Origin of the sequence: Nocardiopsis kunsanensis DSM 44524 (genome assembly GCF_000340965.1) — a bacterium.
Lineage (GTDB): Bacteria > Actinomycetota > Actinomycetes > Streptosporangiales > Streptosporangiaceae > Nocardiopsis > Nocardiopsis kunsanensis.
In genome coordinates this window covers 116,442-131,643 of record NZ_ANAY01000015.1, presented here as the reverse complement: position 1 = coordinate 131,643, position 15,202 = coordinate 116,442, and the positions used below count along the sequence as shown (strand labels likewise).

17 protein-coding genes and 1 pseudogene are annotated in these 15,202 nt (G+C 70.3%); 11 read left to right on the top strand and 7 right to left on the bottom strand.

All coding sequences use genetic code 11. The features are described from left to right. The first annotated feature begins 23 nt into the window (after positions 1–23). Positions 24–581 carry a TetR/AcrR family transcriptional regulator gene (locus tag D456_RS0112275; protein ID WP_017576478.1) on the top strand — a complete coding sequence of 186 codons (558 nt, stop codon included), beginning with the start codon at positions 24–26 and terminating at the stop codon, positions 579–581. 148 nt (positions 582–729) lie between these two features. On the opposite strand, the pseudogene D456_RS27915 reads toward D456_RS0112275, so the two are convergent. Further along, positions 730–831, bottom strand: a pseudogene (locus tag D456_RS27915) (hypothetical protein); the annotation flags it as partial. A gap of 13 nt (positions 832–844) precedes the next feature. Further along, a complete protein-coding gene (locus D456_RS25630; RefSeq protein WP_152442550.1) occupies positions 845–1,198 on the bottom strand; it encodes a transposase in 354 nt (117 codons plus the stop codon). 743 nt (positions 1,199–1,941) lie between these two features. On the opposite strand from D456_RS25630, the gene manA reads away from it, so the two are divergent. Further along, positions 1,942–3,312, top strand: a complete 1,371-nt coding sequence (gene manA / locus D456_RS0112265; protein WP_017576476.1) for a mannose-6-phosphate isomerase, class I — start codon at positions 1,942–1,944, stop codon at positions 3,310–3,312. 55 nt (positions 3,313–3,367) lie between these two features. Further along, a complete protein-coding gene (locus D456_RS0112260) occupies positions 3,368–3,742 on the top strand; it encodes an FKBP-type peptidyl-prolyl cis-trans isomerase (RefSeq protein WP_017576475.1) in 375 nt (124 codons plus the stop codon). A 205-nt stretch (positions 3,743–3,947) separates the two neighbouring features. Here D456_RS0112260 and D456_RS0112255 read toward each other — a convergent pair whose 3' ends face one another. Beyond that, the gene (locus D456_RS0112255; RefSeq protein WP_017576474.1) at positions 3,948–5,123 is read right to left on the bottom strand and encodes an acyl-CoA dehydrogenase family protein; all 1,176 of its coding nucleotides are present in this window, start codon (positions 5,121–5,123) and stop codon (positions 3,948–3,950) included. A gap of 222 nt (positions 5,124–5,345) precedes the next feature. Between D456_RS0112255 and D456_RS0112250 the strand changes: the two genes are divergently transcribed. Continuing rightward, positions 5,346–5,999 carry a TetR/AcrR family transcriptional regulator gene (locus tag D456_RS0112250; RefSeq protein ID WP_017576473.1) on the top strand — a complete coding sequence of 218 codons (654 nt, stop codon included), beginning with the start codon at positions 5,346–5,348 and terminating at the stop codon, positions 5,997–5,999. 46 nt (positions 6,000–6,045) lie between these two features. Here the strand turns inward: D456_RS0112250 and D456_RS0112245 are convergent, their stop codons facing one another. Then, positions 6,046–6,630, bottom strand: coding sequence for a TetR/AcrR family transcriptional regulator (locus tag D456_RS0112245; RefSeq protein ID WP_017576472.1), 585 nt, complete (start codon positions 6,628–6,630; stop codon positions 6,046–6,048). 90 nt (positions 6,631–6,720) lie between these two features. Between D456_RS0112245 and D456_RS0112240 the strand changes: the two genes are divergently transcribed. Continuing rightward, a complete protein-coding gene (locus D456_RS0112240; protein WP_017576471.1) occupies positions 6,721–7,944 on the top strand; it encodes an MFS transporter in 1,224 nt (407 codons plus the stop codon). Positions 7,945–7,968: 24 nt separating this feature from the next. Here the strand turns inward: D456_RS0112240 and D456_RS25045 are convergent, their stop codons facing one another. Then, positions 7,969–8,247 (bottom strand): hypothetical protein, encoded by a 279-nt coding sequence (locus D456_RS25045; RefSeq protein WP_152442549.1) that lies wholly within the window; start codon positions 8,245–8,247, stop codon positions 7,969–7,971. Between the two features lie 96 nt (positions 8,248–8,343). Here D456_RS25045 and D456_RS25040 point away from each other — a divergent pair, with 96 nt between their 5' ends. The 3 genes from D456_RS25040 (at position 8,344) to D456_RS0112220 (ending at position 10,699) form a co-directional block, all read left to right on the top strand. Continuing rightward, a complete protein-coding gene (locus D456_RS25040) occupies positions 8,344–8,529 on the top strand; it encodes a hypothetical protein (RefSeq protein ID WP_152442548.1) in 186 nt (61 codons plus the stop codon). 149 nt (positions 8,530–8,678) lie between these two features. Further along, the gene (locus tag D456_RS24045) at positions 8,679–10,013 is read left to right on the top strand and encodes a sensor histidine kinase (protein ID WP_017576468.1); all 1,335 of its coding nucleotides are present in this window, start codon (positions 8,679–8,681) and stop codon (positions 10,011–10,013) included. Then, on the top strand, positions 10,010–10,699 hold the full coding sequence (locus tag D456_RS0112220; protein ID WP_017576467.1) for a response regulator: 690 nt from the start codon (positions 10,010–10,012) through the stop codon (positions 10,697–10,699). Before D456_RS24045 ends, D456_RS0112220 begins: the two co-directional genes overlap by 4 nt. Positions 10,700–10,717: 18 nt before the next feature. On the opposite strand, the gene D456_RS0112215 is transcribed toward D456_RS0112220, so the two are convergent. Further along, the gene (locus tag D456_RS0112215; RefSeq protein WP_017576466.1) at positions 10,718–12,076 is read right to left on the bottom strand and encodes an MATE family efflux transporter; all 1,359 of its coding nucleotides are present in this window, start codon (positions 12,074–12,076) and stop codon (positions 10,718–10,720) included. A gap of 150 nt (positions 12,077–12,226) precedes the next feature. On the opposite strand from D456_RS0112215, the gene D456_RS0112210 reads away from it, so the two are divergent. Both D456_RS0112210 and D456_RS0112205 read left to right on the top strand, forming a co-directional pair. Beyond that, positions 12,227–12,673: a carboxymuconolactone decarboxylase family protein gene (locus tag D456_RS0112210; RefSeq protein ID WP_017576465.1), complete on the top strand. Its 447-nt coding sequence runs from the start codon at positions 12,227–12,229 to the stop codon at positions 12,671–12,673. A 123-nt stretch (positions 12,674–12,796) separates the two neighbouring features. After that, the gene (locus D456_RS0112205) at positions 12,797–13,687 is read left to right on the top strand and encodes an oxygenase MpaB family protein (RefSeq protein ID WP_308433799.1); all 891 of its coding nucleotides are present in this window, start codon (positions 12,797–12,799) and stop codon (positions 13,685–13,687) included. Between the two features lie 133 nt (positions 13,688–13,820). Here D456_RS0112205 and D456_RS0112200 read toward each other — a convergent pair whose 3' ends face one another. Next, positions 13,821–14,324, bottom strand: a complete 504-nt coding sequence (locus tag D456_RS0112200) for a DUF7144 family membrane protein (protein ID WP_026115796.1) — start codon at positions 14,322–14,324, stop codon at positions 13,821–13,823. Positions 14,325–14,546: 222 nt separating this feature from the next. Between D456_RS0112200 and D456_RS0112195 the strand changes: the two genes are divergently transcribed. Then, entirely contained in the window at positions 14,547–15,074 is a 528-nt protein-coding gene (locus D456_RS0112195) for an ArsR/SmtB family transcription factor (protein ID WP_017576462.1), read from the top strand. The last annotated feature ends 128 nt before the right edge of the window (positions 15,075–15,202 follow it).

Genomic DNA, 15,202 nt, shown 5'->3' with positions numbered 1-15,202 from the left:
GTCCGGCCGGTACACTGTCAATCGTGACTGCTTCGAATACGCGCGACCGGATCCTGGACGCGCTCCAGGACATCCTGATCAGTGACGGGTTCTCCTCCGTGACCCTGGAGGCGGTGGCACGCGAGGCCTCGGTCTCCAAGGGCGGGCTTCTGTACCACTTCCCGTCGAAGGTGGCGATGCTGGCCGGGCTCATCGACCGGCTCGTCGAGATGGCCGAGGAGGAGTTCCGGGAGGCCGTGGAGGGGGACGAAGGCGTCGTTCGGGTGTTCCTGCGCACGTCGTTGCCGCAGAGTACCGAGGAACGGGAGCTGTACTGGGCCGTGATCGCCGCCCTGCGCACGCACGACGACCTGCCCGAGGAAGCGATGGCCAAGGTTCAGGGCACGTTCACCCGCTGGGGCGAGATGCTGCACGAGGCCGTGGCCGACCCGGTCCTGGCAGAGGTGATCCTGCGCGCGGGGGACGGGCTGTACATGTCGGCGATCGCGGGCATGCCGCAGCCGTCGCCGGAGATGAACCAGCAGATGACCGACCGGTTGGTGGAGATGGCGGACGCCGCGAACGAGCAGGCCGGGTGGTAGGCCGGGGCCGGATCGGGGTCGGGGAGCAGGCCCGGCTCTGGCGGACCTGGAGCTCGCGTTCACCCACCGGGACCCGCTCGGTCGGGGTGAAGCCCTGGCTCTCGTGGTAACGGATCAGGGCGCCGTCCCCGCCGCTCCAGCAGTCCACGCGCACGAGGGGAATGTCTCGTGCGCGTGCCTGTTCACGGGCATGGTCGAGGAGACCGGAACCGATCCTCCGGCCGGGGTACGAGCGGGAGGCAAGGAGCATGTGGACGTACAGCTCACGTTCGTCGACCGCGGGGGCGTAGGACGGAGGGGGCTCCGTGGCGGTCAGTTCGTACCTGGACGTCACTGATTCTCGGCTGCGAAGAAGGCAGTCGCTTTTTTGGAAAAGCGACCTGCTCACGGAGCTTCCGGTTCTCGCGCTCCAGTTCTCGCTCACGCTCGGACTTCTCGGCGTCCTGCTGGGAGGGAAGTTGTCCGTGGTCGCGCTTGTATGCCGCGATCCAGTTCCCGAGAGTGGTGTCACGGATGCCGAGTTCCCGTGCGGCATGCACGACCGGGCGCGGCCCATCGAGCACCATGCGGACCGCTTCGTTCTTGAACTCCTGAGAGTACGGTTTCTTGCGAGCCAACCACCCTTCCCTTCCGAACGTCCCCAACAGTAGTTGGGGGCGCTGTCCGGAAGCTTCGAGGCACCTCAGTCAGGACGGTGCCTACTGGATCTACCGCTCACGGGACGGCAGGTCGGTGCGGATCGTTCCCCCCGCGAGCAGCTGGCCGATCTGGTGAACGACGTCTGTGACGAGTTCGCCGGTTACGTCTCGCCTCTACCGCGCCGAAGCCTGCCCCTGAGTACGTGAGTCGCCCGCTCGCGCTTGCTCTCAGGTGTGCGCGCACGCGTGCGAGGGCGTGCTGCCGCGGGTGCACGGTTCCCCCCTCTTCCCAGGTGTGCGCGCACGCGTGCGAGGCCGGTTCTCGACCGGGCCCCGGTCTTGTCTCCCGTCCGGGGCCTTCCGGCCGGAGTCCTTGAGGGGGTCGACGGGTCAGACGGGGTGCCAAATGGGAAGACCAGGTGGGAGAGTCGGGTGAAAGGAGTAACCGGACGTAGCTACCGGAAGGTGACCATGTGGTGCTGTTCACGTGTCCACGGTCATGGTTTACTTCCGAGTAACTTTCGTGGTCGTATCGGCGGACCCGGAACCCTTCCGGAACCACCCAACAGGCGAGGTACACAGTGTCCGAGCCCCAGCGAGAGGGGGCGCGCCGGATCGACTCCGGCAGGGCTCTTCGCGAGACTGATCCGACCTCGCGATTCCCGTGGACCTCGCAGCACGGCCACGGGAAGGGACGACGCAGACCGGAAAGCGGGGAGCGCATGCACAGGCTCACCAACCAGGTAAGACCGTACGCCTGGGGAGCGCGCACGGCCATCCCCGACCTCCTGGGCACCGAATCCGACGGCACCCCGCAGGCCGAACTCTGGCTCGGGGCCCACCACGGCGCCCCCAGTTCGGCCCGGTCCGCCGACGGTTCCGCGCACCCCCTGCCGAGCCTGATCTCCGACGCCCCGCAGCGCGTCCTGGGGCCCGAGGTCACCGAACGGTTCGGTGCACGCCTGCCGTTCCTTCTCAAGTATCTGGCCGCTGAGCAGCCCCTGTCCCTCCAGGTCCACCCCAACGCCGAACGCGCCCGTCAGGGGTTCGACGCCGAGGAACACCGCGGAATCCCGCTCGACGCCCCGCACCGCAACTACCGTGACCCGCACCACAAACCAGAACTCCTCCTGGCCCTGGAACCCTTCGAGGCCCTGTGCGGTTTCCGTGAGCCCGAGGCCGCCCGGTACGACCTGCGCGACCTGACCTGTGAGCTCGCCCGCGACCTGCGTGGGGACCTCGCGGACGCCGACACCCACAGGGCCCTGCGTTCGGCCCTGACCCGCCTGCTCACCCTCTCCGAGGACCGCCGCGAACGGCTCCTGTCCGACTTCGTGGCCGAATGGTCCACGTGCGACCGGCGCGGGCCGCACGGACGCATCGTCCCGGATCTGGCGGAGCGCTACCCGGGCGATCCGGGGGCGGTCGCCTCGCTCCTGCTCAACCGCATCACCCTGTGGCCCGGCCAGGCACTGTTCCTGCCTGCGGGCAACCTGCACGCGTATCTGCAGGGCACCGCGATCGAGGTCATGGCCAGCTCCGACAACGTGCTCCGTGCCGGACTGACCGGCAAACACGTGGACGCCACCGAGCTGCTCGAGGTCGTCGACTTCTCCGTGTTGCCGATCCCCTACGCCCAGCCGGAGTTCCTGGACGGAAGACGCGAGTACAGGCCCGGAGCCCCGGAGTTCGCGTTGCACGAGATCGGGCCGGGCCGCATCACCGCCCACCTGCCCGGGCAGGGGCCCTGCGTGGTACTGGTCCTCGACGGGCAGGTCGAGCTGGTCGCCGAAGTGGGGCAGGGGATGACCCTCTCCCGCGGGGAATCGGTCTTCGTCCCGGCCGACAGCGGTGCGGTCAAGATCGAAGGCCGCGGGCACGTCGTCGCCGCCACCGTCGGGGCCGCATCGAACGTCGTCGTGGGGGCCGCGTCCGGGGCACCTGTCGGCTCCTCCGCCGGGTCCGCTGCTGTTGCGAGGGCCGCCGCGAGCGTCGGCGTCTCGGCCGGCGCCACCGCCGGGCCCGATTCCGGGGGCGTCACCAGGGCTTCGGTCCCTGCGGCCCCGGCTTCCGCACACCGGTCCCGCGGATAACCTGGCCCCTTCGGTTCACATCCATCCGTTTCCACGGAGAACGAGGGGGAACACCATGGAGCTCGAGCGCCCCGAGATCGACTTCATCGACGGCCCGCCGCCGACCGACCTGCAGGTCACCGACCTGAAGATCGGTGAAGGCGAGCAGGCCGGCCACGGCAGCACCGTCCAGGTCCACTACGTCGGTGTCGCACACTCCACCGGCGAGGAGTTCGACGCCAGCTGGAACCGAGGTGAGCCCCTGAGCTTCCGCCTCGGTTCGGGCATGGTCATCTCCGGCTGGGACCAGGGTGTGATGGGCATGCGCGTGGGCGGCCGCCGTCAGCTGCTCATCCCGCCGCACATGGCCTACGGCGAGCGTGGCGCCGGCGGCATCATCAAGCCCGGCGAGACGCTGGTCTTCGTCTGCGACCTGGTCGGCGTCAGCTAGAAGAGCCCTGCGTGCCGGATCTCGGGCTGCACCCCCGTGTCTCGTCCCCGTGCGCCTGCCCCGGGCGTGCGGGGAACGGCTCACGGCCCGAGGCACACGCCATGCACGCCATGCGTGCCGCACGTGGGACGCAGGAGCGCCCGTGACGTGCGAAAGGCCCGACCGGACTCCATGCCGTCCGGTCGGGCCCCTCCCGGCTCCCGTGTCAGCCCAAGGTTGCGCCCACCTTCACGTGGCCCTTGAGCAGGTCACGGGCGATCGTGCGCCGCTGGATCTCGTCGGTGCCCTCGAAGATCCGCAGCAGGCGCAGGTCCCTGTAGAAACGCTCGATCGGCAGCTCGCGCGTGTAGCCCATTCCGCCGTGGATCTGCATGACCCGGTCGACGATCTCGTTGGCCTTCACACCGCCGTACAGCTTGGCGATGGACTGCGCGTGGCGGGAGTCGTGCCCCTGCTCCACCTGCCACGCGGCGTGCAGCACGAGCAGCCGCAGCGCTTCGATCTCGGTCTGGGAGTCGGCGATCATCCACTGGATGGCCTGGCGGTCGGCGATGGGTGAGCCGAAGGTCTGCCGGGTCCTGGAGTACTCGATCGCCATGTCCAGGAGCCGCTCGCAGCCGCCGAGCGCGCGGGCGGGCAGCAGGTAGCGGCCCTTGCCGATCCACTTCATCGCGAGTTCGAAGCCGCGCCCCTCCTCACCCAGGATGTTGGCGTGGGGCACGCGCACGTCCTGGAAGACGAGGGAGGCCGGGCGGCGCTCACCCATGGTGTCGATGGGCTCGGAGGTCCAGCCGTGCTCGCGGTCGACGAGGAAGCAGGTCACCCCGCCGTTGGCGCCCTTGTCCTGGTCGGTGACGGCGAAGACGAGCGCGAAGTCGGCCTCGTTCCCGCCGGTGATGAAGGTCTTCTCGCCGTTGATGACCCACTCGTCGCCGTCGCGGACCGCTGTCGCGCGGATCGCCTTGGCGTCGGAGCCGGCGCCGGGTTCGGTGATGGCGAAGCAGGAGCGGCGTTCACCGTTGATGGTCGGCAGCAGATAGTCGCGCTTCTGCTGTTCGTTGGCGTGGAAGAGGATGTTGTCGGCCTCGCCACCGAACTTGAAGGTCAGGAAGGTCCGGCCGAGTTCGGTCTCGATGATGGCGGCGGTGACCGGATCCAGTCCCATCCCGCCGTACTCCTCCGGGGTCTCCACGCCCCAGAAGTCGGACTTGCGGGCCAGAGCACGCAGTTCGCGGACCTCGTTCGCGTTGAGGCCCGGCTCGGCGCCGGCGCGTTCGCGGCGCAGGACCTCGTTCTCCAGCGGCATGAGTTCGCGCTCGACGAAGGTCCGGACCCAGTCGCGCACGGCGCGTTGCTCGTCGCTCAACGAGAAGTCGATCACGGTCAGCTCCCCAATAACCTAACACTGTTCGGTTATTGGAGGGTACGGTTTCCCAGGCCGCTTGTGCAAGACCCCCGACGCCACGGATCACCCCAGCTCCCCGGCCACGGAGAGGGAAGGTACGGGCTGCGATGGGACCGGCTCCCGGTCGACGTGCGATGATCAGGTCGGACACCGACAGCCCCGGGGAGTCCGCGCCCGGAGAAGTAGGGAGACAGGTCCGTGGCCCGACCCAAGACGCCGATCCTGAGCAAGCCGGCCATCCGCGCGGCCGCACTGGCGGTCATCGACCGGGACGGGCTCGAGAAGCTGTCCATGCGCAAGCTCGCTCAGGAGCTGGACGTGCGCGCCGCCTCCCTGTACAGCCACTACGGCAACAAGGACGAGCTGCTCACGGAGATCTCCGAGGAAGTCACCGCCGACATCGACGTGTCCGGTTTCGACCAGGACTGGCGCGAGGGCCTGGCCCGCTGGTCGCGCTCCTACCGTGAGGCGCTCACCCGCCACCCCAACCTGCTGCCCGTGGCCGCCGCCGGACCCGGACGGCGCGAGGAGGCCCTGCGCCGGGCCGACGCCGTGCACGGCGGGCTCGTGAGCGCGGGGTGGCCGCCCAAGCAGGCCACGATGATCGGCGCCTCGGTCAAGTACCTGATCGTGGGAGCGGCCACACAGTCGTTCGCGCGCGGGTTCGACGACGACGTGCGGGTCTACCGCGACCGGTACCCGAACCTGACCCAGGCCCACCGGCTCCCCGAACACGCCTCGGAGATCGACGACGCCAGCTTCGAGCTCGCACTGACCGCGTTCCTGGACGGGCTCGAGGGCCTGTTCGCCCAGATCACGCGGGACGAAGACATGGACGCCGAGGAGGCCTGAGCGCGGGCCCGGGGCTGTCGGCGGTCTCGAGGGGCGCCGGTGGCTTTCAGAGGTGCCCGGGTCGGGTGAGGGAGTCCGCCCACGTGCAGAGCGCCTCGAGCCCGGCCTCCGCGCGCTCGTGGTCGCCAGTGATGAGCAGATCCTTCTCCAGGCCCGAGTAGGCCGCGTTGAGCAGGGTCGCCCCGGTCAGCGCAGCCTCCGGTGAAGCGCCGCGCACGCGCATGCAGTCGGCGACGAACTCGGCCCGGCCGCGTACGAACCCCGGGCCCACCGGCAGGTGCCCGGCCGCCGCCAGACCCTCGATCTCCAGCACCAGGCGGGTCATCGGCCGTTCCTCCTCGGACAGGTGGCGCCGCCAGGAATCACGCACGATCGCCGAGACCGGCACCGCGGGGTCGTCCCAGCCGGGGGCCGCGCGCAGCGCTGTGTGTTGGCGTTCGTCCAGGTGGGTGAGGACGGCGGCGAGCAATGCCTCCTTGTCCGTGAAGTGGTGGGTCAGTACGCGGGTGCTCTGTCCCATGCCCTGGGCGAGGCCGCGCAGCGTGAACCCGCTCACGCCGGTGTGGGTGAGTTGCTCGGCGACGGCGTCGAGAACCGCGCGGCGGCGGGCGGGGTCGGTGGGTCGGGCCACGAGGCACCACCTTCCGGGCGAGAGCTTTCGGGCGAGGTCGGTCCTCACCTTGGCACACGAAATTAGGGGAACAGCTGTTACCTTAATTCGATGCGTTCGCCACCTCTCTGGATCCTCGCCCTGACACTGGCCGCCTTCACCATCCAGACCGACGACTTCATCGTGCTCGGTGTGCTCCCCGAACTCGCCGACGACCTGTCGGTCTCCGAGACCGCCGCCGGGCAGTTGGTCACCGTCTACTCGCTCACCTACGCCGTGACCGCGCCACTGTGGGCGCTCCTACTCACCCGCCTTCCCACCCGGGCCACGCTGCTGACCGCGCTGGCCGTCTTCGGCGCCGCCAACCTCGTCGTGCCGCTCGTGGACACCTACACCCAGCTCATGGCGGTACGGGTGGTGGCCGCGCTCGCCGGTGCCGTGGTCCTGCCCGCCGCCCTGGCCCTGGCCGGGACCCGCGCTCCCCTCGAACAGCGCGGACGGTACCTGGCCACCGTCATGACCGGGCTGACCGCTGCCGTCCTGGTCGGAGTGCCCGCAGGGGCCTGGACCGGGGCAACTCTGGGGTGGGCGGCCGCGTTCGTGCTGTGCGGGACGCTGGGTGTGTTCGCCCTGGTGGTGGGCGGCCGGACCCTGCCGGAGGCAGACGGAACGGTCGGTCCCGTGGCGGGGGAGAAGGGCGGGACCGGGCAACCGACCTCCGTCCGTGGACTGCTGCGCCCACTGGTCACGCCCTCTGTGGTTGTCCTTCTCGTGGCCACCGCACTGGCGGTCGCCGGGAACCTGGCCTTCCAGACCTACCTGGCGCCCTTCCTCGCCGACACCGCCGGGGCCACCCCGCATACCCTCGCCGCCGTCCTTGTCGCCGTCGGTACGGGCGGGCTCGTCGGGACACAAGGGGCAGGGCGGTCCGTGGACCGCTTCGGCGCCGAACACACCTTGCGCTTCACCCTCGTCCTCTTCTGTGCGGCCATGGTCGTCCTCCTCCTGGTCTGGAACGCGCGGCCGGTCCCGATCCTGCTGGTCACCGCCGTGCTCGTGGTCTGGTCCGCGGCGGCATGGGCGGTTCCTCCCGCGCTCCAGGCGCTGGTACTCGACCGGGTCGGACCACGAGTGGCCACCCAGGCGATGGCGGTACAGAGCAGTTCGGTACACCTCGGCGCGGCCCTCGGAGGCGTGGCGGGCGGGGCGGCCGTCGCGGTCAGTACCGGACTGTTGCCGGTGGCCGCCGCGACGACGGCCGCGCTCGCGCTCCTCGTCGTCATGGCCGGAGCGAAGCGGGGGGCGCCGGGCCCGCTCCCGCCCCGCGCCGAGTGAGGGGGACACCCGCACGGGCCCGGGTCAGGAACCCTTGGCGCGGTTCTCCTCGTTCGTGTTCAGGGCGCCCCGTTGCAGGGCGTCCAACCACGAGCCCCGCTCCGGCAACGCCCCCAACGCCACCTCCCGGCCGTGGCGCATGTGTGTGAAGGTCTCCGCCAACCGGTTCTCCAGGCGCCGATGGGCCAGCCGCCCCAGGATCCAGGCGACCACGATCCCGTTGACCGTCCCGAACGGCACCGACCACCAAGGCATCCCGGCCAGGTACAGCCACACCGTCGCCACCACCGCAGGCGCAGACAACAACGGGTCCCCAGCAACGCCGCCCACACCTGGAGTTGGTTGTCGCTGCTGTCGTTGGCGTCCACACGCAGGTGCGGGTCCACGCCCGGGGTCAGCATGACCACCGACAACAGGAGCAGGATCGACAGCCCGCTGTCCACCTCGAACGGCGTGACCATGCCGGTGATGATCGTTGGCCAGGCCCAGCGCTCCCCGGCTCCCACCACGAACAGCGCACTGAGCGCCGAGGCCATCGGAATCATGAGGGTCGGCATGATCGGCCAGCGTCCGCGCGGGCGGTAGATGAACCCTGACCGGTCACCGCCGTCCACAGGGCCGAAGCGAGCTCTTCCGTGATCGGTCACAATCGTCCCGACGGCGGATCGACCGAGGACAGTGGCGGCTCAGCGGCACACCTCAGGGCACCACGACGGGGGAGAGGACACAGGGCGGTGGACACGAGCACGGATCCCCGACCGACCGGAACACCCACCGGAACGGCCGCCAAAGCCGGGAACGACGTGCCCGGGACGGGCCGGCGCACGGTACGCGACAGGACGGTCGACATCGCCCTGTTCCTGTTCGCCCTGTCCCTGTGGGGTGTCGAGCTCGTGCTCTTCTTCCTGATGGGCCTCACTTACAGCACGGTCCAGCCGGACTGGCACTACGCCGTGGACGCCGCCGTGGGGCTGATGGCCTGCCTGAGCTTGCGGTGGCGGCGCTCCCACCCCATGTCCGTCATGTGGGCCGTCGGGCTGGCCGCCGCCGTGGCCGTCAGCGCCATGGGGGCCCTGTTCGTGGGTCTGGCCGGCGCGGCGATCTACCGGTCCTGGCGGGTGTGGACCGTGCCCTTCGCGATCCTGGGCGTGCTGGTACTGCCCTGGGTCCTGTGGAACGTCCCCGGCACGGGGATGCAGGTCGTGACCCTCGCCGCCGCCATCGGTTTCATGCTCGCGTGCGTGGGATGGGGGACCGCCATCCGCTCCCGGCGCATTCTCGTGCAACGCTTGCGGGAGGACGTCGCGCGTGCTCGACAGGACCGTGAACGCCACCTCGACGACGCCCGTTCCGAGGAACGCAGGCGCATCGCCCGCGAGATGCACGACGCCGTGGCCCACCGCATGTCCTTGCTGAGCGTGCACGCCGGAGCACTGGCTTACCGCACCGAACGCGCCCGTGAGGGTAAGTCCGCACCCCTGGAGGCCGAGGAACTGGCCACCGCCGTTTCCGTGGTGCGGGACAACGCCCACCAGGCCCTCGACGAACTCGGCGGGGTCCTGGAGGTGCTGCGCTCGGGCGACCTGGTCACAGACGAGGAACACACCGGGACCGCGCGGCCTCAGCCCGGGGCCGCGGACATCGACACACTCGTGGAGGAGGCCGTGGCCGCCGGGCAACGTGTGGTCATCGAGAGAGAACTGCCCGAGGACGACCGGCCCGGCGGATCCGTGGGGCGCACCGTCTACCGGGTGGTGCAGGAGGGACTGACCAACGCCCGTAAACACGCGCCCGGATCCCGTGTGCACGTGGAGCTGTCCGGCGACCCCGAGCACGGGATGGAGGTGACGGTGGCCAACGCGCTCCCGTCCAGTATCGCGCCTGCCGAGATCCCCGGGCTCGGGGCGGGGCTGGCCGGGCTCACCGAACGGGTGGCCCTGGAGAGCGGCCGCATCAGCCACGGGGCCGTGGACGGACGGTTCCACCTCACGGCCGTGCTTCCCTGGGAGCACGGCCGAAGAATCGAGTCCACGAAGACGGCGCGGGGAGCCCAGGAGGAAAGACGTTGACCGGGACCACGAACACGCCGGTGCGGGTGCTGTTGGTCGACGACGACCCGCTCGTGCGTTCGGGGCTGCGCATGATGCTCACCGGAGACCGGTCCATCACCATCGTCGGGGAGGCCGCGGACGGAAGGGAAGTGCCCGCCGCTGTGGAGGAGTACCGACCCGACGTGGTGCTCATGGACGTGCGTATGCCCGGCGTGGACGGCATCGCCGCTACCGCACGACTGCGGGAGGAGGAGGTCGCGACCCCGCAAGTGCTGGTGCTGACCACCTTCGACGCCGACACCACCGTCGTCGAAGCACTGCAGGCCGGCGCCGCCGGCTACCTGCTCAAGCACACCGACCCCGAACGCATCGTCGAGGCGGTGCAGCGCGCCGCGACGGGGGAGCCGGTGCTCTCACCCAGCGTCACACGCACCCTCATGGACCGTGTCGCCGGTTCGGGCACCACCGTGGGACGCACCTCGCGCCGCGACCGAGCACGCGCGCGCCTGGCCCTACTCACCGACCGTGAGCGCGAGGTCGCCGAGGCTGTCACGGCCGGGTTGTCTAACGCGGAGATCGCCGAACGCCTGTACATGTCGATGGGCACGGTCAAGGCACACGTGTCCAACGCCCTGACCAAGCTCGACCTCACCGGCCGGGTGCAACTGGCGCTGATCACCCACGACGCAGCCGAGGACAACTGAGGGGCGGGCCGGAGAAGATCACAGTCGGGCGGAGGTGAGGCGGAAAGCCGTGCTCTGCCACAGGAACAGGCCCGCGGTGGCGGTGGCGTAGGCACACCACAGCAGCGCCAGACCACCGTGGGCGGCGAGAGGCACCGCCGCCACGGCGAGCAGGCCGTAACAGACCGCGAACGCATGCAGCGAAGGGCGCGGTCGCTTCAACCCCAGAAGACCCATACCGGGCAGGGCCTGGAGCGTGTCGGCCAGCACCACCGCGCAGAGCACCGGCAACAGCGCCACGACGAGTGTCTGCACTCCGGGGTCGGCGGTCAACAGGGACACCGTCGGCCCCGCCGCGGCCCACAGCAGCGCCGCACTGCCCACGACGACCGGCACCGCCACGGTGTAGCCGGCACGCAACGCAGAGCGCACCCCCGCACGGTCGTCGGCCTTGGCGGCACGGGCCACGAAGGGGACGGTGGACTGTCCTACGGCGGTCGCGGGCAGGAACGCGAACGTCGCCACCACCACGAGGAGCTGGTGGGCAGCGGCCTCGGTCACTCCGGCACGTGCCACGGCGACGGCGAGCACGCTCATCGTCCCGAACTTGACCAGGAGCGTGGCCCCCGAGGGCAACCCCACCCGGGCCATGTGCCACACACTCGCCCACTGGGGCGGGCCCACCCCCACCCGGTGACCGCGCAGCACCGTCCGGGTGCGGAGCACGTACTGCGACAGTCCCGCGGTCAGCACACTCGTGGTGAGCATCGCGACCCCGGCCCCGCCCAGCCCCAGGGCGGGGACGGGACCGGTACCCAGCACGAGTGCCGGTGTCAGGAGTACCGACAACACGGTCGTGACGACGCTGACCACCAGCACCCCCGTGGTCTCGCCGAGCCCGACGAGCAGCGTGCTCACCGACGACTTCACCGAGAGCACGAGCGTGTGCACGGCCAGCAGGAGAGGGAAGGAACCCAGCGCGGCGACGACGGCCGGGTCGACGCCCAGGGCGGGCGCGGTCAACGGCAACGTTCCCAGGGCCCCGGCGCCCAGAACGCCCACGAGCAGGGACAACCAGATACTGTCACGCACCACCGACCCGAGCGACGCGGGGTCGTCCTCGTTCTCGGCGACGAACGGCATCGACCCGCGCAGGCACCCCTGCACGACCATCAGCAGTGGGTTCAGAACGGCCAGAGCCAGGGCGTAGGCGGCCAGTTCCGCCGTGGCGGTGTGTCCCAGGACAGCCGCGGTGACCAGGCCACCGACCATGTTGGACAGCATCGACAGGTACAGCGGGAAAGCTTTGCGCCCGATACGTCCGGCGAGGGCGCGCACGCTCGGGGCAGCTGTAGCGGTCTCTTCCCGGGTGGGGGAGCGGCCCTGGTCGTGTGTCACAGGGGTCTTCCGTTTCCAGGACGCAGGAAATAGGGGGCGTAGTGGTCCAACCTAGCAGTGGGCCGGCCGGTTGCTAGCGTTGCCGCAACGGGTCCCAACCCGGCCCGGCCGGGTCACGGCCGCGGCCGCGGTCTTTTCGAGGAGGTTTCCGTGGACGGAAAACGTGTGGTCTGGGCCAAACAGCTGCCCGACGTGTACAAGAAACTCGACGAGATCGACCAGATCATCGGCGGCCACCTCGAGATCGGCCTCCTGGAACTGGTGAAACTGCGTTCCTCCATGGTCAACGGGTGCGCTTACTGCGTCGACCTGCACACCCAGAAGGCCCTGAAGGAGGGCGAGAGCCAGCAGCGCCTCTTCCAGGTCTCCACCTGGCACGAGGCCGGCGACCTCTTCACCGGTGCCGAGCGCGCGGCCCTGGCGCTGACCGACGAGGTCACCGACCTGGGTGACCGAGGGGTCTCCGACGAGGTCTACGAGCAGGCCGCCGAACACTTCGACGACCAGCAGATCGCGGCGCTCACGGCGGCGATCTCGATGATGAACCTCTACAACCGGCTCGCGGTCACCAGCGAACTCCGGCCCAAGCGCCGCTGACCCCTGCTCTCCGGCCACGGCGGCGGCACTCTCCGGTGGCCGCCGCCGTGGCCGGTGCTGTCCACACCCCGGCACCACCTGAGCCGCGCCCCCTGCGTTCGGGGATCCTCCGTCCCCGTCAAGATGGGACCCGGGCCCCACCCGCCCACGGAGAGGGGAAAAATGACCGACACACCCGCACCTGTGAGGGCGCCGCGACCCGGCGAGGCGGCCTGGCGCAGGTTCGGCGACGTACGGTCCCTGTTGATGGGACCGCAACTGCTCCTGCTCCAGGTCGCCCACCCGGTCGTGGGCGCCGGCGTGCTCGAGCACAGCGAGTTCCGGAAACACCCCTGGCGGAGACTGTGGCGCACCCTGGTCTCACTGAGCACCGTGGTCTACGGGGGCCAGGAGACCGCGGTGGCCGAGGCCACGCGTGTGCGCGGCGAACACACCACCATCAAGGGTGTGGACGAGGACGGCCGCCGTTACCACGCGCTCCACCCCGAGGCCTACCACTGGGTGCACGCCACCTTGGTCAAGGGCCCCGTCGACGCCCACCGCCTCTTCGGCCCCGGCCTGGAACGCGCCGAACTGGACGCCTACTACACGGGCCTGCGCGAGGTCGGGCGGGTGTGGGGGCTGGCCGAACACCATCTTCCGCCCGACTGGGAGTCCTTCCTCCGCTACTACGACGCGATGGTGCACGACCGGCTCGAACACAACCGGGCGGTGGACGACGTCGTGTGGGTCCTGGCGCACCCGGCCTCTCCCTCCACCCGGATCCCGCGCGCCCTGTGGGAACCGGTGGGGACACTGCTGTCGCGTCCCGTCCTGCTGGTCACGGTGGGGAGTCTGCCGCCGGTGCTGCGGGAACGTTTCGGTCTGCACTGGGGGCCGCGGCAGGAACGCTCCCTGCGCCGGCTCGCCGCCGCCGTGCGTGCAGCGTCCGCCCTCACCCCGCCACCGTTGCGGCGCGCCCACACACGTGCGCTGGCCGCCGTCGGCCGGCGGCAGCAGAACGGGAACCGGTGAGCCGGGACAGGTACCCCGCCCCCCGTGCAGCAGGTGCCGCACGGCTCTCCGCGCAGGAACGACCTCCCGTCCCGGCAGTGGAGCCGGTCGTGACGGGAGGTCGTGGGACGTGCGGGCCCGGACGGGGTGCGGGTCAGCGCGTGTGCTGCCCGTGCCCGCCGGGCTCCTCGGGTGAACGCACGGGCGGGGGTGAGGACTGGGCGGCCCGGTACCCGCTGCGGTAGACGGCCTCGCGCTCGCCCTTCTCGTCCTCGTAGCCGTCGACACGCGGCCAACCGGCGGTGAGCCCGTAGATGACCACCACGTCGATCGCGATCGCCACCATCGCCCACAGGGGCATGGCCAACGCGAACGCGAGCTGGGCGAGCGCGTTGAGCGAGGCCAGCACGATGGCGAGGAACCGTGCCCACGGGCTGCCCGAGAGCACGGACAGCCCGGACGCGACCAGGACCACGCCCCACAGCCCGAGGAGTACACCCCAGGACTCGTATTCGAGTACGAGCATCTCGCTGGCGGAGGCGAAGTAGAAGTCGGGAACGAACCAGGCCACCAGTCCCTGGATGATGTTGACGCATCCGATGACGACCAGCAGTGTCGCGACGAAGAACTGCCAACCGTTGGCGGCCTCGTAGCGCATGTCGTGCTCCTCACCGGGCGCTGTCCGGCCGGAGAGCGCCCTTCGGGTGTCACGGTCGGGTGCGCCGTTCCGCACGCCGCCCCCTCATCATCGGCGAGGGAAGGTCATTGGCGTCCACGTGTTCGTCCTGGATCGGGCAAAGTCGGGAACATCGAGCGGGAAGTCCGGTCCCACCGTGCTTCCCGGGGATTACGTAACCGCGTCACCGTTAAGGTGGGGTGCGTGGCAGAGGACAAGACCGAACAGCGCCTGGCCGATCTGGAGGCCCGCGTCGCCGCCCTGGAGGGAGGTGACCGGCCCGGCCCGCCCCGCCCCGGGGCCGCACCCGGATCCACCGACGACACCTTCTTCGCGGTCAACGAGCTGCGCCGCCGCGTCCAGGGGCTCGGCGGTGTCCTCTACGCGGGCAGCGTGCGCCGCAACGCGGACGAGGAACCGCTGGAGTGGCAGCACGGGCACCCTCTCGAACGCCTCGACGAATCCGACTGGTCCCGACTGGCCCCGCGCATCGACGCCCTGGGCAACAGCGTGCGCCTCAACCTGCTGCACGAGATCTGGAACGGCGCCAGCACCGTCGCCGAGCTCGCCGAACGCCCCGGTTTCGGTACGACCGGGCAGATCTACCACCACGTCAACCAGCTCACCTCGGCCGGATGGTTGGCCCCCACGCGGCGCGGCCATTACTCCATCCCGCCCGAACGTGTGGTGCCCCTGCTGGTGATCCTGGCCGCCGCCGGCGACACCCCCTGACCACGGCCTGCGCGCCGCGAAGTCCCGCCACGGACCGTGGACCGCCTCGGCCGGACACGGCCCCAGCCGCTTTCGCGGCCGCCACGCCCCTGACACACGTGTGCCCGGCCGCGGCCCCGAGGGGCCGA